This is a genomic window from Streptomyces changchenzhani (genome assembly GCF_039766235.1).
Classification (GTDB): Bacteria; Actinomycetota; Actinomycetes; order Streptomycetales; family Streptomycetaceae; genus Streptomyces.
Genome location: NZ_JBDHNH010000003.1, coordinates 448,964 through 470,990 on the forward strand (window position 1 = coordinate 448,964; position 22,027 = coordinate 470,990).

General features: G+C 66.8%; 21 protein-coding genes and 5 pseudogenes. 15 read left to right on the top strand and 11 right to left on the bottom strand.

The features are described from left to right. Both ABCR94_RS13300 and ABCR94_RS13305 read left to right on the top strand, forming a co-directional pair. Positions 1 to 780, top strand: a complete 780-nt coding sequence (locus tag ABCR94_RS13300) for a type VII secretion system-associated protein (protein WP_347119462.1) — start codon at positions 1 to 3, stop codon at positions 778 to 780. A 62-nt stretch (positions 781 to 842) separates the two neighbouring features. Continuing rightward, positions 843 to 1,685: a type VII secretion system-associated protein gene (locus ABCR94_RS13305; RefSeq protein ID WP_347119463.1), complete on the top strand. Its 843-nt coding sequence runs from the start codon at positions 843 to 845 to the stop codon at positions 1,683 to 1,685. 149 nt (positions 1,686 to 1,834) lie between these two features. Here ABCR94_RS13305 and ABCR94_RS13310 read toward each other — a convergent pair. The 4 genes and pseudogenes from ABCR94_RS13310 to ABCR94_RS13325 all read right to left on the bottom strand — a co-directional run. Continuing rightward, a pseudogene (locus ABCR94_RS13310) lies at positions 1,835 to 2,500 on the bottom strand (transposase); the annotation flags it as partial. Between the two features lie 180 nt (positions 2,501 to 2,680). Continuing rightward, the gene (locus ABCR94_RS13315; protein ID WP_347119464.1) at positions 2,681 to 3,796 is read right to left on the bottom strand and encodes a substrate-binding domain-containing protein; all 1,116 of its coding nucleotides are present in this window, start codon (positions 3,794 to 3,796) and stop codon (positions 2,681 to 2,683) included. Between the two features lie 327 nt (positions 3,797 to 4,123). Then, positions 4,124 to 5,225: pseudogene (locus ABCR94_RS13320) on the bottom strand (IS256 family transposase); the annotation flags it as partial. A 91-nt stretch (positions 5,226 to 5,316) separates the two neighbouring features. Then, positions 5,317 to 6,852 carry an ISL3 family transposase gene (locus ABCR94_RS13325; RefSeq protein WP_347119465.1) on the bottom strand — a complete coding sequence of 512 codons (1,536 nt, stop codon included), beginning with the start codon at positions 6,850 to 6,852 and terminating at the stop codon, positions 5,317 to 5,319. 1,147 nt (positions 6,853 to 7,999) lie between these two features. On the opposite strand from ABCR94_RS13325, the gene ABCR94_RS13330 reads away from it, so the two are divergent. Continuing rightward, positions 8,000 to 8,509: a hypothetical protein gene (locus ABCR94_RS13330; protein ID WP_347119640.1), complete on the top strand. Its 510-nt coding sequence runs from the start codon at positions 8,000 to 8,002 to the stop codon at positions 8,507 to 8,509. Here ABCR94_RS13330 and ABCR94_RS13335 read toward each other — a convergent pair. The 3 genes and pseudogenes from ABCR94_RS13335 to ABCR94_RS13345 form a co-directional block, all read right to left on the bottom strand. Continuing rightward, on the bottom strand, positions 8,457 to 9,251 hold the full coding sequence (locus tag ABCR94_RS13335; protein WP_347119466.1) for an IS5 family transposase: 795 nt from the start codon (positions 9,249 to 9,251) through the stop codon (positions 8,457 to 8,459). The two genes, ABCR94_RS13330 and ABCR94_RS13335, sit on opposite strands and share 53 nt — an antisense overlap. Positions 9,252 to 9,468: 217 nt before the next feature. Further along, positions 9,469 to 9,957, bottom strand: coding sequence for an RICIN domain-containing protein (locus ABCR94_RS13340; protein WP_347119467.1), 489 nt, complete (start codon positions 9,955 to 9,957; stop codon positions 9,469 to 9,471). Positions 9,958 to 10,024: 67 nt separating this feature from the next. After that, positions 10,025 to 10,741: pseudogene (locus tag ABCR94_RS13345) on the bottom strand (ISAs1 family transposase); the annotation flags it as partial. A gap of 519 nt (positions 10,742 to 11,260) precedes the next feature. On the opposite strand from ABCR94_RS13345, the gene ltrA reads away from it, so the two are divergent. Next, positions 11,261 to 12,526 carry a group II intron reverse transcriptase/maturase gene (gene ltrA, locus ABCR94_RS13350; protein WP_347117696.1) on the top strand — a complete coding sequence of 422 codons (1,266 nt, stop codon included), beginning with the start codon at positions 11,261 to 11,263 and terminating at the stop codon, positions 12,524 to 12,526. A 33-nt stretch (positions 12,527 to 12,559) separates the two neighbouring features. Here ltrA and ABCR94_RS13355 read toward each other — a convergent pair whose 3' ends face one another. Beyond that, positions 12,560 to 13,141 (bottom strand): transposase family protein, encoded by a 582-nt coding sequence (locus ABCR94_RS13355; RefSeq protein ID WP_347119468.1) that lies wholly within the window; start codon positions 13,139 to 13,141, stop codon positions 12,560 to 12,562. Positions 13,142 to 13,405: 264 nt separating this feature from the next. On the opposite strand from ABCR94_RS13355, the gene ABCR94_RS13360 reads away from it, so the two are divergent. From ABCR94_RS13360 to ABCR94_RS13390, 8 genes are all read left to right on the top strand, one after another. Further along, positions 13,406 to 13,789 (top strand): hypothetical protein, encoded by a 384-nt coding sequence (locus ABCR94_RS13360; protein ID WP_347118891.1) that lies wholly within the window; start codon positions 13,406 to 13,408, stop codon positions 13,787 to 13,789. Between the two features lie 59 nt (positions 13,790 to 13,848). Next, positions 13,849 to 14,814: an IS3 family transposase gene (locus ABCR94_RS13365; protein WP_347119154.1), complete on the top strand. Its 966-nt coding sequence runs from the start codon at positions 13,849 to 13,851 to the stop codon at positions 14,812 to 14,814. Positions 14,815 to 15,239: 425 nt separating this feature from the next. Beyond that, positions 15,240 to 15,653, top strand: a complete 414-nt coding sequence (locus tag ABCR94_RS13370; protein WP_347119469.1) for a hypothetical protein — start codon at positions 15,240 to 15,242, stop codon at positions 15,651 to 15,653. A gap of 198 nt (positions 15,654 to 15,851) precedes the next feature. Continuing rightward, the gene (locus ABCR94_RS13375) at positions 15,852 to 16,106 is read left to right on the top strand and encodes a hypothetical protein (RefSeq protein ID WP_347119470.1); all 255 of its coding nucleotides are present in this window, start codon (positions 15,852 to 15,854) and stop codon (positions 16,104 to 16,106) included. Continuing rightward, positions 16,103 to 16,438 (top strand): hypothetical protein, encoded by a 336-nt coding sequence (locus ABCR94_RS13380; protein ID WP_347119471.1) that lies wholly within the window; start codon positions 16,103 to 16,105, stop codon positions 16,436 to 16,438. The genes ABCR94_RS13375 and ABCR94_RS13380 overlap by 4 nt, the downstream gene beginning before the upstream one ends. Positions 16,439 to 16,596: 158 nt before the next feature. Continuing rightward, entirely contained in the window at positions 16,597 to 16,869 is a 273-nt protein-coding gene (locus ABCR94_RS13385) for a hypothetical protein (RefSeq protein ID WP_347119472.1), read from the top strand. Between the two features lie 522 nt (positions 16,870 to 17,391). Next, positions 17,392 to 17,580 (top strand): NucA/NucB deoxyribonuclease domain-containing protein, encoded by a 189-nt coding sequence (locus ABCR94_RS39055; protein WP_521976959.1) that lies wholly within the window; start codon positions 17,392 to 17,394, stop codon positions 17,578 to 17,580. Further along, the gene (locus ABCR94_RS13390) at positions 17,577 to 17,726 is read left to right on the top strand and encodes a hypothetical protein (RefSeq protein WP_347119473.1); all 150 of its coding nucleotides are present in this window, start codon (positions 17,577 to 17,579) and stop codon (positions 17,724 to 17,726) included. The genes ABCR94_RS39055 and ABCR94_RS13390 overlap by 4 nt, the downstream gene beginning before the upstream one ends. Positions 17,727 to 17,918: 192 nt before the next feature. Here ABCR94_RS13390 and ABCR94_RS13395 read toward each other — a convergent pair whose 3' ends face one another. Both ABCR94_RS13395 and ABCR94_RS13400 read right to left on the bottom strand, forming a co-directional pair. Next, the gene (locus ABCR94_RS13395) at positions 17,919 to 18,110 is read right to left on the bottom strand and encodes a DUF6381 family protein (RefSeq protein ID WP_347119474.1); all 192 of its coding nucleotides are present in this window, start codon (positions 18,108 to 18,110) and stop codon (positions 17,919 to 17,921) included. A 150-nt stretch (positions 18,111 to 18,260) separates the two neighbouring features. After that, a pseudogene (locus ABCR94_RS13400) lies at positions 18,261 to 18,497 on the bottom strand (tyrosinase family protein); the annotation flags it as partial. A gap of 184 nt (positions 18,498 to 18,681) precedes the next feature. Between ABCR94_RS13400 and ABCR94_RS13405 the strand changes: the two are divergent. Both ABCR94_RS13405 and ABCR94_RS13410 read left to right on the top strand, forming a co-directional pair. Then, positions 18,682 to 19,077, top strand: a complete 396-nt coding sequence (locus ABCR94_RS13405) for a nuclear transport factor 2 family protein (protein ID WP_347119476.1) — start codon at positions 18,682 to 18,684, stop codon at positions 19,075 to 19,077. Between the two features lie 329 nt (positions 19,078 to 19,406). Continuing rightward, positions 19,407 to 20,644, top strand: a protein-coding gene (locus ABCR94_RS13410) for an IS3 family transposase (RefSeq protein WP_347117015.1) whose coding sequence is annotated in 2 segments (ribosomal slippage) — positions 19,407 to 19,680 and positions 19,680 to 20,644 — 1,239 coding nt in all. Because the reading frame shifts where the segments join, the coding sequence is not laid out codon by codon here. A gap of 23 nt (positions 20,645 to 20,667) precedes the next feature. Here the strand turns inward: ABCR94_RS13410 and ABCR94_RS13415 are convergent. Continuing rightward, positions 20,668 to 21,393 (bottom strand): annotated as a pseudogene (locus ABCR94_RS13415) (IS5 family transposase); the annotation flags it as partial. A gap of 127 nt (positions 21,394 to 21,520) precedes the next feature. On the opposite strand from ABCR94_RS13415, the gene ABCR94_RS13420 reads away from it, so the two are divergent. Further along, a complete protein-coding gene (locus ABCR94_RS13420; protein WP_347119480.1) occupies positions 21,521 to 21,868 on the top strand; it encodes a hypothetical protein in 348 nt (115 codons plus the stop codon). Positions 21,869 to 22,027 lie beyond the last annotated feature (159 nt).

Genomic DNA, 22,027 nt, shown 5'->3' on the forward strand with positions numbered 1-22,027 from the left:
ATGAACGACAACACCGCCGCCGGGACCTCCACCGCCGAGGCCGCTGCGGACGCCCCGCCCGTCCCCGAGGAGATCAAGGAGGCGGCCCGGCTCGCCCCCGACCACTGGCTGGGCATGGTCGACCCGGCGTGGTCAGGGGAGGGCGATCCGCCGAACTGGGCGGTGGTGGGCCAGTGGCGGTCCGGCCTGGACGGGGAGATCGAGGAGTGGCGCGCCAACGAGGAGTACCGCCCCTCGCCCCAGGCGCTCGGCTGGCCCGCGCCGACCGACGCGGTGGACGAGGCGATCCAGCTCGCGGCCACCGGTTACGGCCCGGGTGAGGCCGTACCGCGGTCGCTTGTCGGCGCGGAGGTGGCGGTGCTGCTCGGGCCCGGTGGCGGCCCGTTGTCGGCCACCTCGCCCGACGGCGCGTCGGTGGTCCCCGTCTTCACCTCCCCCACGTACCTGCACGCGGCCGGTCGCTTCGGATACGAGCTGATGCCGGTGATCCAGGTCGCGGACCGGATACCGGAAGGACATGTGCTCTACCTCAACCCCTCGGGACCGGTGAGCATGACCGTGGAAACCGACGCACTGCGTCAGGCGGTCGAGGACACGGCGCGGGCGCAGAACGGGGCCTCGGAAGGGGAGGAGCCCGAGCCCCCTGCCCCCGTGCGCCCCTCGACGGCCGACGGCGCACAGGCGCCCGCCACGCCCGCCGCAACTGCCCCCGCCGAGGACGAGGGCGCCGACGGGGAGGCCGCCGGGGGATCGTCCCTCGGCCTGGACTCCACCACCTGATCCGCGGAAGTCCGCGCCCACCGCACGTCACAAACCCCCGCACATCGATGGAGTTTCACCCCATGACGAGTCCTTCCGGCACACTGGACGACGAGCCACAGAACACCGCGGCGGCGGACCCTGCGGGCGATCCTGCCGACGGGCGCTCGGGCACCGCAGGGACCCAGGGCGGCCCTGGCGCGGTGCTCAAGGGCCAGGAGGGCTTCCGGGAGCCGCCCGAGGACTACGTCAAGGCCGCCCAGGTGGCCCCCAACCACTGGCTGTCCATCATCGACCGGCACTGGAACGGTGACGAGGGTGAACCCCCGCCGTCCTGGGCGAGCCTCGGGCGCTGGCGCAGCGACGAGAGTGGCGAGATCGTCGAGTGGGAGGCGAACACCGAGTACCGCCCCTCACCCGACGCGTACGGCTGGGCTCCGCCGGTCAGCCCCGTGGACGCCGCCGTGCAGCTAGTCGCCACCGGATACGCCTCGGAGGAGATGTTCGCCCTGATGCTCGCCGACGCCGAGGTGGCCGTGTGCGTCGACGAGAACGGCGGCCTGGCGGTGACCGACGCACAGGACGGTACAGCTGCCGTGCCCGTTTTCTCGGCATCGCCGGAGCTGGAGGAGGACAAGCTGCCCCCGCACGAGGTGATGTCAGTGCCCGATCTCCTGGAGAGGCTGCCGGAGGGGAAAGAGGTGTTGTTCCTCAGCTCCTCCGCCCCGGTGGGGCAACTCGTCACGGTAAGCGCGCTGCGGGAGGGCAAGGCCGACCTGGAACGGTACGAGGCGGAGAGCGGCGACGACGGACCCGAGACCGAAACGGAGGGTAACCCCACGGAATCGCCGGACATCGCGGCATTCGGAGGTCTGTCGGACTCCGCGGAATCCCCTGTGGCCGACGAGCGACTGGAGACCTCCTGACGTGCTACGACCCGCCTGCAGGCCAGGGAGGCGGGCCGTTGGGCAGAGGCTTGGACAAGCCGGTTCACCTGCGAGGCAACGGTGTCCCGCGCCTCCTCACCGGTACTGCACACCGTCTTCGGAGCCGTTCCGCCGTCGGCGTGCTGCGGTCATCGGCTGAGGACGGCCATCCGTTGGAGGTTGTAGGCGAAGATCCCGAGTCCGGCCCAAGTCTGGGCGCCGGTCAGGCGGCGGAGGCGGGTGCGGCGGAATCCGAAGCTGCGCTTGAGGTGGCTGATACGGGCTTCGATGCCGACTCTCCAGTTGCGCATCCGCCGGAACGGCCGGGTGTGTTCGTACTCCCGGCGGGCTCGCCCTGGTGTTCCGGTGCGTTGGAGGCCGATCCGCTGGACGCCGAGTTCGGCCAGGGCCAGATCGTTGGCCGCGGTGCCGAAGCCGCGGTCGGCGACCACAGTTCCTGGCACCCGGCCGGCCAGCGTGGTCACCCGCTCGACCGCGGGCACCAGCTGCGGGGCATCGGGTGGGTTCTCGCGATGGACCTGGTGGTCGACGACGAAGCCGCGTTCGTCCTCGACCACCAATGCGGTGTAGCCGAACTGGGTGGGGTGCTGGGGCTTGCCTTTGCGGATCGGCCGGGCATCAGGGTCGGCTAACGAGACCAGCCGGTCGGGAATCGTGCGGATGCCCGCCAACCGCAGTCCGGTCAGCTCCAACAGACGCCGGGTGCCAGCTACGGTCTCCGCCAGCTCGCTGACCAGGTGCGTAAGCTGTCCCGACGGCCTTTTGCCCAGCGCGCGGCGAGTATTGCGCTCGACCCGGTGCCGCGCAGCGCGGTGCGGCCCGCCGCGGCGTACCGCGCGGCGGGCCACTACTTGACGATGACGACGCGGACGCCCGAGTTCAGCCCGAAGTACCGGCAGGTGCTGTGGGGTGGTTGGCCGCCGTAAGGCTCCGGGGAGCAAAGGGGTACGGGGTACGAGGCCGGCCCAGTGGGACTACTCGAGCCCGAGCTCCTCGCACTCGGCCTGGACCTTGGGGACGCAGATCTGCTTTACCGTGTAGAGGCCGTCAGCAATGACGGTCCCCTTGATATTGTCCTTCGTCAGTGCGATGACGGGGATGCGCACCGTCGGGACGGACTTCTCGGTCGGGGTGTCGATGTCCGTGTGCGCGGCGGCGCCGAGCGACATGTTCCTGGCCAGCAGAATGGCCATCTCCGCGGCGGCCTCTGCCTCAGGTGCGTACTGCTTGTAGACGGTCATGTACTGATCTCCGGCAACGATGCGCTGCACGGCGGCCAGTTCGGCGTCCTGGCCGGTGACCGGCGGGAGGTCTGTGACACCGGCGGCCTTGAGCGCGACGATGATGCCGCCCGCCATGCCGTCGTTGGCGGAGTAGACGCCGGTGATGGCCTCCTTGCCGAGGTAGGCGATCGCGGCCTCCATGTTCGCCTGGGCGTTCTCCGGCTTCCAGTCCTTGGTGTCGTACTCAAGGCCGATCTCGACTTTGCCGTCGAGCTCGGTGTGGGCGCCCTTCTTGAACATGGCGGCGTTCGGGTCGGTGAGGGCGCCGTTCATCATCACGACCTTGCCCGGCGCGGATCCGGGCCCCGAACCGGACCCGGCCTCGCCCTTGAGGGACTCCAGCAGGGACTTGCCCTGGATGTGGCCGACCTGTTCGTTGTCGAAGGAGACGTATCCGTCGATGGGGCCCTCGGCGAGGCGGTCGAAGGCGACGACCGGGATGTCGGCGTCGTCCGCCTTCTCTATCGCGCCGGCTATGGCCTTGGAGTCGACCGCGTCCACGATCAGCACGTCGACCTTGTCCTCGATCATGGATTCGAGCTGTTGCGTCTGCCGACCGGCGTCCTGGTTCGCGTTGGCGTAGCGGACCGTGCCCTTGCTGTTGGTGAGCAGCGCGATGCGCTTCTCGATGACCGGCTTGTCGAACTGCTCGTAGCGAGCGGCCTGGTTCTCCGGGAGCAGCAGACCAACAACGATGTCGTCACTCAGCCTCACACCCGGTTCCTCGGTCGTCCCACAACCGAAGAGAGACATGGTCATCGCGGGGACGGCGGCTGCGACGGCAGCGCGATGCAGAAGTGCGTTCATTGGTTGAATCCAAGCTCCCTGGCAGGCCGCATCAATTGCGGCCAAGGTGGCCGAAAGCCAACTCTGTGGTTGAGGAAGCGTCAAGATGCGTCCGACTAACGTGACCGCAACGTGATTCTGTGTAGTCAAGCGTTTAAGCATCTGTGATCGCCGGGGCCGGGAGCGGAGTGCGGTGACGGTGCGGAAGGCCAGCCAGGCTCGATCGCGGCGTGTTGACTGAACCATCTTCTGTGTTTGTACAGCTCAGCGGGCCTTCTGCGAGTTCCAGGCATGGGTCAAGTAGAGCGGGTCTGTCAAACAAACGTGTAACGCGGGTTGTTGAGGTTACTGTTGGGCTGCTGAGAGGCGGCCGTCGAAGGTGATGTCGAAGGCGTTCAGGGCGGTCTTCCAGCGCACGGCCCAGCGGGCTTGGCCCTTGCCGGTGAGGTCGAGGGACATGATCGCCATGTAGACGCTGGCCGCATCGTCTGCACCACCAACGCCATCGAGTCGGTGAACGCGCGCCGCCCTGGACCGCTTCGCCGCCTTCGCCGAAGACGGACTTGAGGAGTTTCGCGATCTTGTCCCAGTCCTGGCGGTCCGCGTAACGGAAGGAGTTCCGCAGCAGGTGGACCACGCAGGTCTGGACGATCGTCCTCGGCCAGACCGTTTCCATGGCGTCGGGCAGGACCTCGAGGCCGTCGCAGACGAGCATGAGGGCGTCGCCGACGCCGCGGTTCTTGATCTCGGTGAGGATGTGCATCCAGCGTTTGGCACCCTCACCGCCGTCGCCGGCCCACAGCCCCAGGATGTCGCGGCGGCCCTCGGTGGTGACCGCGGGGGCAACGTAGACCGGCTGGTTCGCGACCGCACCGTCCCGGATTTTCACGTGGATGGCGTCGATGAACACCACCGATGGAAACCACCCGGGGTCGAGTGGGCGGTTCTGCCATTCCGCCATGCCCTCAAGGACCTCGTCGGTGATGGTTGAGATGGTCTGCCGGGAGACGTCGGCGCCGTAGACCTGGGCAAGGTGGGCCTGGACCTCGCCGGTCGTCAGGCCTTTCGCGGCGAGCGAGATGACGATCTCGTCGACCCCGGACAGACGTCTCTGCCGCTTGCGTACGATTTTCGTCTCGAAGGAGCCGTCCCGGTCCCTCGGCACGGTGATCTCTACCGGCCCGACGTCGGTCAGTAGCGTCTTGGAGCGGGTCCCGTTCCGGGAGTTGCCACCATTCTTCCCGGCCGGATCGTGCCGGTCCCAGCCGAGGTGATCGGTGATCTCGCCTTCAAGCGCGGACTCCAGCAGCCGCTTGGTCAGTTGCTGTAGCAGGCTGCCTTCGCCAGTGAGTTGCAGGCCCTCGCTCTGAGCTCGTCCCACCAGCTCGTCGATCAACTGCTGATCTACCGAACTGCACTGCTGCGGCTCGACAGACTCAGGCCCTGTCACGTTGTCGCTGGTCGTCGATGCATCTTCCTTGATCAGGAGTTACACCGTTCGTTTGGCTCTGTCTCACTTTCGGTGGTAACGGTGGGTGAGGTCAGCCCAGCAGGATGCGGTGGCGGAGGAGTTGGAAGCCCGCTCGCCCGTACATTTGCCGCTTGATCAGCTTGGTCTTGTTGTTCACGCCCTCGGTGCCTCCGTTATGAAACGGGAGCGTGAGAGCGGCGACGACCGCGTCGTGGTCTCGTTCGAGGCCGCGGACGAAGGCATGCAGGTGAGGCAGGTCGGCTGCGCGGGCATCGGTGGCCCAGCGGCTGAGGGCGGCGGTGTTGCCCGGCTTGGGCACCAGGATCGAGGCGAAGGTGCGGACATGGTCAGCGAGCCGGGTCATCTCCGGGCAGGCCGCGGTGAGCCGGTCCAGGAGGTTCTGCTGCTCGGCCTTGAGGCCTTCGGGCCTGCTCAGAAGCATCCGGGCGAGGCGGCGGGGCGAGATGTGGCTTCGCTCGGCGTCCGCGCGGCCTTGGTGGATGTACTTGTGCAGGAGGTTGAGGCAGCCGGTGAATCCGAGGGCTTTGATCTCTTCGAAGAGGTGCTGGACGGGGACGGCAGGGTCTTCGGCCCGGCGTTTGCGCAGGTGTTCGCGGTAGGGATCGACAAGACTGGTGCGGTACTTGGGGACACGGAGCATGCGTTCGGGCCGGTCTGCCCGGGCGTAACGCTTGACGGTATTGAGGGCCAGTTCCAGACGCCGGGCGCATTCGAGCAGACCTACACCCTTGTCGAGAAGGGCGTGGACCTGGTGCCAGCGTTCGAGGGTGGTCTGTGCGCGGGGCCCGTCGGACAGGGGTGCGTCCAGCACGGTGGCCCAGCAGCTGCTGTGTGCTTTGACCTCACTGAGGGTGACTTCGCACAGGTTGTGCCACAGGTGCCAGCGGTCGGAGACTTGAATGGCATCGGGCAGAGCGCGGCGGATAGCTTCGGCATAGGTGGCCGAGCCGTCGCGGCACACGATCTCGGCGCCCGGATGGGTCCGCAGCCAAGCCTCCAGGGTGTCGGCCGTACGGTCGGGCAGCACGTCGATCCGCTCGTGAGTTTCGGCGTCGATGATCACGGTCGCGTAGCGGTGACGCCGGCGCAGGGCGAAGTCATCGACACCGATCACACGGGGCACCCGCGATCTGGGCAGCGGAATGCGCAGGAGGGTGCGCAGAGCGGTGTGACGCGACAGGCGCATAGCCAGCGCCGTCAGCAGACGCGCACCCGCCCGGCCCGCTAACTCCTTCACCACAGACCTGACTTGCCTGGTCAGACGGGCAGTGCGGCGCTGGTATCGCTCCAGCACCCCGGGCACCTGCTCGCGGAAGGTGTGGCGGCAGCCGCGCGTGGGACACACCAGGCGCCGCACCCGCACACGCACCACCACTCGCCGCCCGTCCACCGACACATCGGCCACCGTCCGCAGGTGATAGCCGTGCACGCGGCCGGACGCCGCCCCGCAGCCCGGGCACGGCACCGAGTCGCGCGGTGTCTGCGCCCGCACCACAATCCGCTCACCTTCATCGACCACGTCCTCGATGACCAGCGGGGCCAGACCCGAAAACACCATGGCTACAAGCTCGTTGACGTCACGCATGCCATGCCAACGACCCGCCAGCACACTGAGTCACCACCGAAAGTGAGCCAGATCCGTTCGTTTTACAGTCCCCCGCCAGCCTCGCGAGTTTCGAGGGGAAGAGTATCGATCTGTCGAAGAATTGGGGGGCTGCGAAATCATGCGTGGTGTGGCACGCACAGGGTGTCGTCTCCTGCTTCCGGAGTTCCAGCGAGCGTGATGCCGCCGCGCGAAAGCTTGAAGCGACAGCAACAGAGAGCGTGGCAGCCGCATCCTGTCTGACACCGCTCGACCTGTACCAGGACTCGAACCGAAACGGTCGGGACCTCAAATTCTACGACCGAGGGTATTGACGAAATCTTTCCGCCTACAGCTTCGATAATCTTACGTCCTCATATTGGACGGGAGCCTGTCGTGCCCATCTGGCGGAAAACGCCGGCGGCGGCGGGTACCGGTATCCCGGCAACACCGGCCCCAACCACATCGAGAATGTCAGCCTCGCTTGGAACGACCGCATCGGTTCCATTTTCATCGTGTGACCCTCTCCATCGATCAGGCTCTCGGAAGATACGTTGGGGCCGCCCGAGGGTGACACCACCACAGGTCAGAAACCGCACACAGCGCACAGGGCCGGCGGTCAGTTGATCATGCGGTGGCTGCGGAATTGGATTTGGGTGTAGCTCCTCTGGAGGGAATATCTCACCAGGGCAGACCTGCGGGTTCACAAGTGACGTGTGGTCCTTGCGGCTCGTCCGATGGTCCCGCCGTTCTCCAGCGGCGACCTCCCAGTCGATCTTGGTGACGGCTGGTACGACCACCTGCGGCGCTCTCCCGATGGGCAGCCTTACCTCGCGCGATCGATCTGGCAAAGCCCCAGCTCAGCCTGTCCTTCCAGAGGAGCTACACCCAAAGTCGAGTGTTACTGCAGTCCGGTGTTCCAGCGCTGAGCGCCGCTCCTGTTGCAGCCGAAGATCTGAACGGCCAAGCCTTCGGTCGATTGTCCGCCCGGTACGTCGATGCAGAGGTTGGTGTCAGAAGCCGTATCTCAACCGAACTTGATCGTTTGATTCGTGCTGGTCAGGCATGGTTTCGCTCGGGGTGAGGGAGGCATGCGACGTCTTGTTTCCGCTTCGTGGTCGAGGGGTGCGCGGTGGCGTCGGTGCTGGGAATGCTGGAGGCGCGAGAGGCGGCTGCCCGAGTGCGGGTGGAGGGTCTGCGGGAGGAAGCCACCCGGGTTGCCGAGATGTTGGAGGCAGCCGAGATCGAGCTGGATCGGCGGGTGATCGCGCGGGAGGAGCTGGTCGAGGCCCTGGCCGTCTGTGCGGCCGAGACCACGGCCGCGACCATGGCGAAGGAGGAAACGGCACCCTCGCTCGCGCCGGCGCCAGGCTCGACGGTGCCGCCCTGGCGGGACGGGCTGCCGGTGACGGTTCTGGCGCCGGACTATCAGCGGATTCTGGGCGTGCTGGAAGAGCGGCGGGGAACGGGGCAAGGACCACTGCGCGCCAAGGAGATCGCGGTGAAGCTGGGCCTTGAGACGACATCGGCGAAGGTCGAGGGGGTGCGGTCGAAGGCCAGACGTCTGGTGGAGCGTGGGTGGCTCCTGCTGGAGGCGTCGGGGGCATTCAGTGCCGGTCAGCGGCCCGTGGCCGTGCCAGACGCCGGCTCATCCGTGTGACCATCGACCACTGGATCATCGCCTCGCTGTTCTCCGGCCGTGTCTCGTAGTCCCGGGCCAGACGGCGGGAGTTCAGCAGCCACGCGAACGTGCGCTCTACCACCCACCGCCTCGGCAGCACCACGAATCCCTCCATGTCGTCGGTGCGTTTGACGATCTCCAGGGTCAGTGAGAGTTTCTGACGGCACCAGTCGACGATGCCGCCGGTGTAGCCGCCGTCGGCCCAGACGAGGGTGATGTCGCGGTGCAGGCGGCGCAGCCGCCCCAGCAGGCCCACGGCGGCGTCCCGGTCGCCGATGTTCGCGGCGGTGACCGCCACGACCAGGAGCAGGCCCAGGCAGTCGGTCACGATGTGCCGTTTGCGGCCCGCTACCTTCTTCCCGCCGTCGTAGCCGCGTGAGGCGGCAGGCACCGAAGCCGCGGCCCGCACCGACTGCGCGTCGTTGATCCCCGCGCTCGGCTCCGCCTCACGGCCCTCGCGCTCACGGACCCGACCGCGCAGCCGGTCATGGAACTCCGCGATCAACCCGTGCTCGCGCCAGCGGCGGAAGAAGGCATAAACCCGGCCCCAGGCTGGGAAGTCCGCGGGCATCGCCCGCCAGGAGATCCCGCCCGCGACCAGGTAGCGGACTGCGTCAAGCATCTGACGGTGGCAGTAGCCCTCGGGCTGCCCACCCCTGCCCTGAAGCCAGGCCGGCACCGGCAGCAACGGCCGCACGGCCGTCCACTCCGCGTCCGTCATGTCCGACGGATACCGGCGTACCCGGTCCGGATGATCGACCGCATTCCCGTACACGTGCGCGAGACAATCGCACGACACGGCAGTCGAGTTGAAGTCAACGGGCGCGGGCGCGTACAACAACGACAACAGGGCCTCCCGGCATTGCTCGGTTCGATTCGCATCCCCGAGCTACCGAGAGGCCCTGCCTTCATGCGCGTACAGCCCGCAGACCACCCGATCAGGACCCCCGTTCGACCCGCACACCCCAAGATCGGTTGAGATACGGCTTCTCACGGTGTCCGGCCCTCGACATCAACGTCACGATCTCGGGGGGCGGTAGGGAGCTCTTCCAGTCCTCATTGCTGACGGTCGTGCACTCCACCTGCGCGATGGGGGAGTGAGCCCTGACGGGGCCGTTCATGTACATGCACAGGCCGCTGAGCTGGTTGACGATGTGGTAGATGCCTCCACGGTCGATGAACAACCATTGCTGCGTTTGGCTGCCGTTGCAGGTTGCCTGCACGATGGTCGCCTCGCCCGTGGATCCTCCCGCAGGCTGCAGGCACTTGTTGTTGCCGATGTTCGTGATAGGGCGGAAGACACCGCTTATGGGATTGGATGGCGCGGGCTGGGCGCTCGCCGGGATGGCGGTCGCGGCCAGACCGGCGCCCGCCATCAGAATCGCGGCGCTGAGACCAGCGAGTCTGTTGCCTATGGAAAGAGGCATGTCTTTGAGGCACTCCTTGGTGAGTTGGCGATTCGGGATCGGGAACCGGGGCAGGGCTGATGCGTTCTCAGATTTCGAGATCGAGTAGTTGGAGTGCGTGGTCGGGTCGTGACCGGTAGTGGTCGGTCGCGGCGGCGATGTTCGCTCCTCCCTTCTGCCGGATGAGGCCGATGGCGAGGTTGCGGAAGGTGGCCATGGCGCGTGGTGCGGTGCCGGTACGGACGCGGGAGGCGTCCTCGGTAAACGTCACGTCCCTGACGTGGTGCAGGGCCTCGACCTGCCAGTGTCCGCGGACGAGCTCGGCGAGCCTGTCCGGGTCGGCCTGCTCGGGAGCGAGGCTGGTGACGGCGTAGACCGTTGTGATCGTGGTCTTGCCGGTGGTGCGGCTGGTGCGGCGGCGTTTGACCTCGATTCCCTGGACAGCGTGAGGGAAGAACAGTCCGGGCTTCACGGTGCAGACCTTCAGCCGGCGGATCTCGCGGCGTCCGTGCCCGTTCTCGCGGACGCGGTGCTGGAGCGGGATGTCGCGCCAGGGCAGCCGGCGCATCTGGCGCCGGAGGTTCTTCTGGTTGCCCTTCACGATCAGGATGTAGTGGCCGCCTCGCTCTCGGATCTGCTCCGCGTGGCCGGTCTGGGTGTGCATCGCATCGGCGGTGACGATGTAACGGCGCAGGTCGAGCCGTTCCAGCAGCGGGGCGAACGCGGGGATTTCGTTGCGTGTGTCCTGAATACGTAGAGGAGCTGGTTGTAGGAAAGCTGCCTTGAAGTAGTGCTGTACGGGAGATGAAGGTGTTTGGCCCTTCGGAGCCGCCCTGCGGGGGAGGCTTCAAACCGCCTCATGCTGCGCTAGCTAATGACTGTCGTGGTGAGCGATTGAGGAAAAGGCGTCGTAAGAGGCGTCAGGTGGGGATCAGGAAGACGAACGCAAGTGAATCGTTGCTGAAGTGTCGAAAGATTCTTAGACGACATCAGAACCGGGACGTACAACGGGTTCCGGGATGAGCCTGGCGGGTGCCCGCTTATTGGCCAGGCGGTGTCCGGCATGAAGACGACGTGAGCCTGATCTGCCGCTTCCGTACGGAACAGGAGAAGGCGCTCCTCGGCACTGTCTGCCCTGGTAGGGGTGGCGAGAGGGAGTGTCCCAAGCGGCTGAAACCGCGAGGGATCGAGTACCGATACGAGGCGCGCCGGCGGACCGGCTCGTAGTAGTGATGAAGCCTCTGTAATAGAGGTGGAGCGAAGGGGTCGGGCTATTCGTGACGTTGTGTATCTAGACAACCGGACGCTCTCCGGGAGGAACTATATGGACACGTTGAAGTCAACAGGCAAGCCGTTTGAGATCTCGAAGCGGGAAGTCTGGGAGGCATACAAGGGAGTTAAGGCGAACAAGGGTGCGCCCGGTGTGGATGGGCAGTCCCTTGAGGACTTCGACAAGGATCTGAAGAACAATCTGTACAAGATCTGGAATCGTATGTCGTCCGGGACGTATTTCCCGCCGCCGGTACGTGCGGTGGAGATCCCCAAGTCGTCGCCCCGCGGCGGCTCAAGGATCTTGGGCGTGCCCACGGTGGCCGACAGAGTTGCCCAGACCGTAGCCGCCAGGCACCTCATGGACCGGGCCGAGCCCGTCTTTCATGAGGATTCCTACGGCTACCGGCCGGGGCGCTCGGCGCTGGATGCGGTGGAGTCCTGCCGACGACGCTGCTGGAAGAAGGACTGGGTGATCGAGCTTGACATCCAGAAGTTCTTCGACAGCGTCCGATGGGACCTCATCGTCAAGGCAGTGGAAGCGCACACCGATGCCGTCTGGGTGATTTTATATGTGAAGCGATGGCTCCAAGCGCCGCTTCAACTGCCCGACGGGACCTTGCAACAGCGGGACCGTGGAACCCCACAGGGATCAGCGGTCTCGCCCGTGCTCGCGAACCTGTTCATGCACTACGCGTTCGACATGTGGCTGGCCCGGGAGCATCCCACCGTCACGTTCGAACGGTATGCAGACGACGCCGTCGTGCACTGCGTCACTGAGCGTCAGGCCCGCGAAGTGCTGGCCGCGCTCACGGACAGGATGGAGAAGGTCGGGCTGCAACTGCACCCCGACAAGACCAGGATCGTCTACTGCCGGGACGGGCAACGCCAGGGCTCCTATGAGCACATGGAGTTCACCTTCCTCGGGTACACGTTCCGCGCGCGCAAGTCGCAGGACAAGTGGGGCAGGCGTTTCCTGTCCTTCGAGCCTGCAATCAGCAAGGACGCCTTGAAACGGATCAGCGGGGAAGTGCGCAGCTGGCGTCTTCACCGACGGTCCGATCTCTCCTTCGTGGAACTCGCCCGACGGATCAACCCGATCGTGGCGGGTTGGGTCAACTACTACGGCCGCTTCTACCAATCGGCCCTGACCCCCCTCCTACAGCGCATCAACGCCTACCTGGTGCGATGGATCCGCAAGAAGTACAAGCGGCTCGCGGCGCTGCGCAAGGCCCTTTCGAAGATGCGGGACATCGCCCAGCGATACCCCCGTATGTTCGCGCACTGGAAGGTGACCACCGCAGCGTCCTCAGCCTGGTGATCAGAACGGCAAGAGCCGTGTAAAGAGAGATCTTTACGCACGGTTCTGCGAGAGCCGGGGGGTGAAACTCCCCCCGGCTACTCGACTCTTGGCGGCGATCTGTCGCTGGGCGATGGCCGCCTGGCCCTCGTGCAGGACGGCGGCGAGCAGATGAACGGCCGACTGGGTCCCGTCGCGACTGCCCCGCACTGCCTTGCCGTCGACCGCCAGCCCGGCCAGCTCCGGGCCGGCGTTCTCGACGGGGTCGCGTGAGAAGCGTTCCAGCCAGGCACCGACGGCATCATCGAGCGCGTCGCCGTCGATCCGGGCCAGCAGACGGCCAAGCGTCGTGGCGCGCGGGAGACGGGTCAGTCCGAGCCGTGCCCGGACCTCGCAAGGACTGTCGATGGCGAACCGTGCGATGCCGGCCAGCGTGGTGGCGCCACCCAGGACCGCCAGCAGACACAACCCGAGCAGTGCGCCCAACTGGTAGCGGCGGCCGCGAACACGCCGGGGATCGGGCAGCCGGTCCAAGACGTCGGCCAGCGAGGAGAGTTCAGGACCGTCAGGCAGTGGGCAGGGCAGGCCGGCGTCCTTGCGGTGGCGATGCAGGACACCGATCAGGGAGGATGGCACGCGAACGCGACCCCTGTTCATGATCAAAGGCTTCAAGGACCTTGATCATCGGGGGTCGCGTTTCTCGTTCCCCAACCGGGCCAACCACCCGAACCGCCACGTACACAGGCGATCAGCTCATCTCGCCAGCTGAGAACGCATCAGCCCTGGGAACCGGGGGCTCTGGCGAGCTGGTCCCCGGCCTTTCCCTCTCTGCCAGCCTTGGGTGAGACATCCCGCTTTGTCGGGTTAGCCTGAGAGGGCATCGACAGGAGTTCCACCCTTATGACCAGCACGAAGCCGTCCGGATCGGATCCGGCAGCGAAGCCGAAGCGCCGCAGTTTCAGTCCCGAGTACAAGCTGCGGATCGTGGCCGAGTACGACGCCGCGGCCAAGAACGAGAAGGGCTCGGTCCTGCGCCGCGAGCGGCTGTACCACTCGCACATCAAGGAGTGGCGGGCCGCCCGGGATGCCGGGGCCCTGGAGAAGCTGGCCGACAGGCGCACCGGCCCGGCGAGGCCGAAGAGGTCGCCCGCCGAGGTGGAGAACGAGAAACTGCGCCGCCAAGTGGAACGGCTGGAGAAGGAACTGGCCCGCAACAAGGCCGCGTTGGAGGTCATGGGAAAAGCTTCCGCGCTCTTGGAAATGATCTCCGAGAGCGCGGACTGACCCAGAACGCCGCCCCGGTCCTCGACGACGCCTTCGCCGGTGTCGAGCCCGCACTGGGTATCACCACCGCGTGCCGGCTGACCGGACGCTCGCGGGCCACCCACTACCGCAGGCTGCGGCCCGCAGCCGAGCGGAAACCGAGGAAGCCGCAGGTCCAGCCCTCGGCCCTGAGCGCGCCGGAGCGATCTGCGGTACTGGAGCTGATGAACCGCGAGGAGTACGCCGAACTCCCGCCCGCCCAGATCTGGGCCCGTGAGCTGGATGCCGGGCGCTACCGCTGCTCCGTCTCCACGATGTACCGGATCCTGCGCGAAAAGGGCCAGAGCGGCGAGCGCCGCCGACAGGCCACCCACCCTGCCAAGGCGGTGCCCGAACTCCTCGCCACCGCCCCCTCGCAGGTGTTCACCTGGGACATCACCAAGGCCGCCGGACCCGAGAAGGGCATCTGGTACCACGCCTACGTGATCATCGACATCTACTCCCGCTATATCGTCGGCCACACTGTCGAGAAGGCCGAATCGGCCGAGCGGGCCGAGGAGTTGATCCGCGAGACCATCACCCGCAACGGCATCGTGCCCGAGACCGTGCACGCGGACCGCGGGACCTCGATGACCAGCAAGAAGGTCTCCCAGATGCTGATCGACCTCGGAGTGACCCGGTCGCACTCGCGGCCCAAGGTCTCCAACGACAACCCCTACAGCGAGGCCCAGTTCAAGACCACGAAGTACATGTCGGACTACCCCGACCGCTTCGATTCCCTGGCCCATGCCCGCGAGTGGTTCGACACGTTCATCGCGTACTACAACCACGAACACCGCCACTCCGGCATCGGCTGGCACACCCCGGCCTCCGTCCACTTCGGGACCGCCGAGGAGGTCCGCGACCAACGAGCCGTCACTCTCGCCCAGGCATACGCCCGCCACCCCGAACGCTTCGCCCGCCGCCCCCGACCACCCCGAATACCCGAGAAAGCCTGGATCAACGACCCGGCCAAGCGCCGCGAACCCGCACCACAAACCTCATAGCGTCCCGACCGTCTCACTGGACTTGAAATCTTCCGTTTCGAGCTATACCGACGGTAGGTCGGCACGGCGCGCTCTCCTAGGACTTGTCCGGCCAATCACGAAAGGGGTATTTTCTCTGGAGGGATGGGTTGAGCTGGGAAGACGCTGGTAGGCATGTTCTCGTGGTCGGCTTGCTTCTACCGTGACGGGTTGAGGTGGGGTGCCATGGCGTCGTTTGCCGGAGGAGCTTCAGGCGCGGGAGGCAGCGGCCCGGAGCCGGGTCGAGGAACTCCAGGCCGAAATAGAGGAGTTGACTGCCCGGTTGGAGCTGTCGTGGTTGGTGATCACGCGGGAGACGATCGCGGTGGTGCTGGCGGAGGTATCTGGACGACAAGCTGCTCGGGATCGTCGCCGACGCCGCCTCGGCCGGCGACGAGGGGTTGTACGTGCTGTCGGGCGATACCTACTGGGCAGCCTCCGGCGCCATTGGCCGTCTGGCTGCGAACCTGCCTGCGACGGCCAGGGACGGCCGGGTCTATCTGCTTCCCCTTCCCGCGTGGGAGCTGGAAGCCCTGTGGGAGGTCCTCCTGGTGTTCCGTCGCGCTCAGGCCGGTGAGCCGGAGACCGCTGAGCTGCTGGAGCTGGTTCAGGAGCTCAGCGGCACCCTGTTCAGTCCCTCCCGTACCGCTGCCGAGTTCGTCGCTGACCTGGAGAGTGTGGTGGCCGTGCTGATGCTGGACATCCCCGCTGTACGGACGCTGGCCACCGCCCTCGTCCTCGACGCACCGCGCGACCTCGCCGTCCACGAGGCCTACGCCCAGATCAGCGCGGCATGGGAGGCCGCCGGAGTCCGCTGCTGAACAAGACACTCCTGCGCTGCGCGCGGACGTCGCAGGGTTCCGGTCACCTACTTGGCGCGGGGCTGAAACGACCGTTTCCGCACCCTCGGCTCATTGGACGGGGTCGTGGTGCGTCGCCTCTTTGTCAGGATCACCTGACAAGGAGGTGGTGTCAGGTTCGCCTGACAGCCTGTTGCCGCCGAAGCAGGAGGAAGCGCCATGTGGGACGACGACCGCGACGGACGCCGCGAGCACGAGGGCCTGGCCCGCGTCCTGGACGAGAGCGGGGCACCGGACGGGAGGATCTGGAACGGGCACGCCTGGCAGGAGTGGGACTTCTGGAGCGAGACCAGACTGGTCACCTTCCCGCTGCCCCCGGCGGGCCGACTGCGCTGCGCGCCGAGTGCCAGTGCGTCTGGCGCGGCCCGGTCCACCCGCTCGACGCGGACCCGTCGGTCACCGCAGCCGCGGTGAAGGCCGACTGGGAGCAGCACATCGCCGCCACCACCGTCGTCGTGCCGGCGCTCGACATCGCCGAGGAGATGAGCGACCTGCTCTCCCGGCTCTTCGCCCTCTCCCAGGAGCGCCCGCTCGCCGCCCTGGGTGCGCTGCGTGAACTGGCAGAGGAGATCGAGCCGCAGCGGGTGGTCGCGGTGGCGCGTGCCCGGCACAGGGGCGAGTCCTGGCAGAAGGTCGCTAACGCACTCGGCGTCGCCCGCCAAAGCGCCTGGGAGAAGTACCAGTTCGCCGGCACCACTGCGGACGTTGATGCTGCCTACGCGAAAGCCGCACCGCCCACCTCCTGAATCTCTCTTCCAGCGGTCCGGCCCGGAGCCATGGGTAGTGGCTCCGGGCCGGACCGTTTCCGTCTCCCCGGTTAATCGGATCCCCGGATTCGGGCCCGTGGTCCCTGATTGCACGCGCAGCACAGGCGGGCCGGCGTCGCGCAGGCGATGTTGGTGACATGAACGAACGCGACTGGCAGAAGACCCTCACGCTGGAGCTGAACGGCAAACTGATCTCTAGGGCTCACCAAGATGGGGATCCCGACCGTGTGAGCGAACTCGAACACGCACAGGTGGCATTCGACGGGGCGTTCCTGCACATCGCCCCGGAGCCCTCTTCGGCGGACGATGATCCCCCCGTGACAGTGGTCCCTGCGACAGCGCTCAAGCGCCTGACATACGAGCAGCAGCCCCCGAAGACTGGCGTGGCGCCCTGGGTGTCTCGGAGGTAAGAGCGTCGCCGTAGGGCTGCGTGCTCACCGAGCGAGTGGCGGCCTACAGCCGAGGTCTGGGCACCATTCCGGAGCCTGAGCAGGCTCGCCCTTGGCACCCCTCACGGGACGGCCCGCGACCGGAAGTGTGGACGTGGCCGAGCGGTGACCGTCCGACGCTTGAGGTCTGGTCGGCCGGGCAGTGGCGGACGGCCCCGATCCTGGCGCGACAGACCTGGGCGGACGGCACGGTCCGCTATCAGGTTGAGGTGCACCTACTCGGCGACGCGATGGTCATGATCCGCACGTACCAGTGGCCACAGCCGGGACTGCGGGCGGTACGGAAGCACGGCGGCCGACGAGGAGCGGCAAAGGAACACGCCGCAGACGCGGCCCCGCCGGGCGTAGCCGGGGGGCCTCCAAGGGATCTCAGATCCCGCTGTCCACGGATCCGCTTCCAAGTGTGCGCCGGGCGTCCGTGGCCGTACGCCGCGTCTCCAGGGGCACGATCCACTCGGCATCTGCGGCCCGCTCCGCAAGAAGCTGCACCCCACGCAGTCCAAGGCGAACAAGGACCACAAGGACGGCGCCTGCTTCAAGGCCGGCCCGGAGAGCACCAAATACCTGGACACCGGCCTGCCCAACCGCCCCGGCCCCGGGCAGCAGTGCGACGAGTACCCCTTCGCCTCCACCCTGGAAGGCCCGGCAACCCGAAGCCGGACTTCTCCGTGAAGGCGGTTTCCGCGACCGACAACCGCGTGGCCGGCGGCATGCTGCGCAAGTACTACGTCAACGACCGCATCCTGGCCTGGGACGCGACCTTGACCCGCCCCGACCGGACCAACGACCGCTTCTACATCCGCATCGCCGACAAGTAGCACCCCGGGTAAGGACACCACCGCCCTGACATACCACCGGGGATGGACGGCCACAGTGCCGCCCAACACCCTTCCGGGCCCCTTCCCTTCTATGGGAGGGGCCCGGAAGCATGCCAGGCAACGGGGCCGGCCGGTGGTCTCCCGCCCCTCGGGGAACACGGGAGACCACCGGCCGGCGTCCAGGGCAGGCGGCTACATGGGGTCGATGCCCTGGCTGCCCATGCCGCTCTCCTGCTGCTTGCTCTCTTCCTGCAGGCGCCGGGCCTTGTCCGTCAGCCGCTTGCGCTCGTCCGGGTCGGTGGCACGCTCCGCCGCGTCCGTCAGTTCCTGCGCCTTGGCACGCATCTGCTGGGCCCGGCCGCCGGATTCGCCTGCAACACTCATGATCACTCCTGGATCTGTGGGGAGAGGACCACATCAGCGAAGCAGCGCCCCGATGCTTACGCATCTCGAACGATCACTCAGCGCAATCACCCCAGCTCCACCCATCCCCATTCGTGTTCCCGGGCCCGGCTCGCGCCTGCCGGGACCTCAGCCCTCGATCTTGTTGCGGAAGCCACTGGAGACGGTGCTGTCCCACGGGGCGGCGTCGTAGACAGGATCCCCCAGGGCCTTGGCCACGTCCCTCTTGGTGGGCAGCGCGACCGGGTCGGCGGGCCGGCCGAGGTTGCGGGTGAGGAATTTGCCGTCGGTGACCCGGGTGTTGATGTTCCAGTTGCCGCTCGCGTGAGCGAAGGGTCCTGTCATCACCTGCCGGTCGCGCCGCTGCCCACGAGGAAGTCCTCGCCGGCGTCCCCTCCCGCCGGGCCGGGATGCGCACCGCACTGCACGGCGGTGAGGCGCACCGGGTGCGCACCGCCGGTGTGCGCCCGGCGTGGACAGTTATCCGGGCTCGCCGGATAATGGAAATGAGGGGGAAAAGGGGCAAATCATCTGAGTGAAGGTGTGGATCGCTATGGCTGAGCACATGGACAGTGCCCTGGTACGCCGGGGCTACGCAGCATTCGGCGCGGGTGACGTGGACACCCTCGCCTCCCTGATGACGTCGGACGTCGTCCACCACGTGCCCGGGAACAGCCCGATCTCCGGGCACCACAAGGGCCGCGAAGCCGTCCTCGAGCTGTATCGCCGGCTCGGCGAGTTGACCAACGGCACCATGCGGGTCGAGCTCGGATCCGTGCTCGCCGATGGGCGCGGGCACGTTATGTCTTTCCACACGTCGCGGGCCGATCGGAACGACCGTGGCATCGAGATCCGCGAAGGGCTCTTCTTCACCATTGTCGGGGGGAAGATCTCCGACATCGATGAATGCACCGAGGACATCGACGTCTCGGACGCGTTCTGGAGCTGACTGCGGGCGCGGGAGCCGCCGGAGCGACCCCCGCCCCTACAGCCGCTCGGGGGTGGGTGGGTTTTACCACCCGGGCTGGCGTGGGGATCATCGTGCACAGGTTCCTGAGTACCTGGCACTGCGGTGCGGACGGTGGACCGCACCGTGCGCACCGAGGGGTGTGGCGCACTCTCTGTCGCTGTCCCGCGGTGCGCACCGCCCCGCGATGCGGACACGAAGGGTGAGGACGTGTCCAGCTGAAAGCAACCCTTGCCCAAGGACGAATCTTCCGGTGTTGAACCGTTCCGGGTTTGATCGAGGCTCGATCTTTTGGAAGGATCGAGTGCGTTATGGCGAAGCAATATCCGAAGGAGCTCAAGGAGCGGGCCGTGCGTCTGGTCCTGGAGACTCGTGATCAGTACAAGACCGAGTCCGCGGCGATCCGCTCGATCGGAGCGAAGCTCGACATCGGGCCGGAGTCCTTGCGGAACTGGGTGCGGCAGGCAGAAGTCGACGCCGGTGCCCGGACCGGGACCACAACCGAGGAATCCGCCCAGCTCAAGGCCCTGAAGAGGGAGGTCGCCGAGCTGAAGCGGGCGAACGAGATCCTCAAGGCTGCGGCAAGTTTCTTCGCGGCCGAGCTCGACCGGCCACACACACGCTCGTAGCGTTCATCGACGAGCACCGGGACCGCTTCGGCGGAGTCGAGCCGATCTGCAGGACGCTCACCGAGCACGACTGCAGCATCCACCCGTCCACCTACTACGCCCACAAGAAGCGCCCACCGTCGGCCCGTGCCATGCGGGACGCGGAACTGGCACTCCTGATCGTGGAGATCTTCCGGGACAACTACAGCGTCTACGGAGCCCGCAAGATCTGGGCCGAACTGAAACGGCAAGGTCATCAGGTGGCCCGGTGCACCGTCGAGCGCCTGATGAAGGCCGAAGGCATCACGGGAGCGGTGCGCGGGAAGAAGATCGTCACCACCAAGGCGGACAAGGAAGCAGAGCGGGCCCCGGACCGGCTGGGCCGGCAGTTTGTGGCCAGCGCCCCGAACCGGGTCTGGGTCGCAGACTTCACCTACGTGGCCACCTGGTCCGGCACCGTCTACGTCGCCTTCGTCGTCGACACCTTCTCCCGCCGGATCATCGGCTGGTCCGCCGCGACGAACAAGCAGACACCGCTCGTGCTGTCCGCACTCGAAATGGGCCTGTGGCAGCGCGACCGCGCGAACACCCCAGTCATTGCACGGGAGTTGATCCATCACTCTGACGCCGGTTCGCAGTACACCAGCTTCCGTCTCGCCGCTCACCTGGCGTCCGAACAGATCGCGGCCTCCATCGGCACCGTCGGCGACGCCCTCGACAACGCGCTGATGGAATCGACCATCGGGCTGTACAAAACCGAACTCATCAAGCCCCAGCGGCCCTGGAAGGCCCTCAGCGACGTCGAGTTGGCCACCGCCGAATGGGTCGACTGGTACAACCACCGCCGACTCCACGGTGAGATAGGCCACGTCCCGCCAGCCGAATACGAAGCCGTCCACTACCAACATCAGACAAATCTGCAGGTCACAGCCACAATCTAGGGTCTCTACCGAATCCGGAACGGTTCAAAGGCCGGCGGCCGACTTCCTGCGCGGCCAAGGCGCTTGCGGTTGCGGACCTGGTCGGCCGGCTCGGCAATGGTGCAGCGGATCCCGCGTCTGCGCAGGTAAGCACGGTTGGCGCGCGAAGAGTACGCCTTGTCACCACGCACCCGCAGTGGCCTGCGCCTGGGACGGCCACCGCCGGCCTTGGGCACCCGGATCGCTTCGAGGACCGGCTCGAACTGTGGGCTGTCACCCCGCTGACCTGCCGTGACCAGCAACGACAGCGGCTTCTGGCCTTGCTCGCACGCCAGATGGATCTTCGTGGAGAACCCGCCCCGCGACCGACCCAGCCCGTGATCCTCCGGCTCGACCCCGACCCCTCCCGGGGGCTCCTTCGGCCCGGCGCCGTCCCGCCGGGCACCGGCAGCATGCTGATGGGCCCGGCAGACCGTGGAGTCGACGTTTACCTCCCACGTGATCACCCCGGCCGCATCACCCCTCGCCTGCAACAAGGTGAGAATCCGGGCCCACACACCCTCACGTTGCCATCGGCGAAAGAGCCCGTAAACGGTCTGCCAGGGCCCGTACTCGCGCGGCAGATCACGCCACGGAACACCCGTCCGAACCCGCCATCGAACTCCGTTGATCAACCGCCGCCGGTTCCCGGACCTGCGGCTCACGCCTGCCGCAGGCAGCAACGACTCCAGCACCGACCACTGCTCATCAGAAAGATCCCCACGCCCCACACCATGATCATCACAGCGCGAGGCGTGGACCGGAACCCCTATCTAAAACACGGCCTAGCCGTCAAGGTTGGAATAGTTTTCTAGAAAGAGAAGCTGGGAAACCGCTTGGCGAGCCACCCTTCGACGTATGAGCCGAAAAGCCACGCCGGAGCAGGACATGGGCTGCGCCCTGATCCTCATCCTGCTCGTGATCGGACTGTTCCTCCTCGTGAAGGGCGTGAACACCCTGCGGGACGGCGTCGAGATCACGTGCGTCAATCGGACGATGCATCCGGGCGACACCTGCCGGATGACCGCGAACGGCACGCTGAAGGAGTGGACGTACGAGGAAGCGCGCGCGAGATGGACCAACAACCGTCCCGCCCTCGCGACGGCCGCCGGCGCGGTGGCCGTCGTCGGCGCGGTGGCCGCGGGAGTCGCCCTGACCAGGAGGATCGAACGGGGCTCCGGCGGTCCGCCCGCTGCCCACCGGTGACGACCAGGGGCAACGGGCTGCGGCGCATGCGGGGAAGATCTCGGGTGTCGGCGAGCTCGTAGATCTGGCCGAGCACCGACTGGGGCGCTGCCCCCACCGACGACGCGTACGACAGCAGCCCGCGCACCGCCGTTAGGATCACGTTGATCCGTCGCTCGC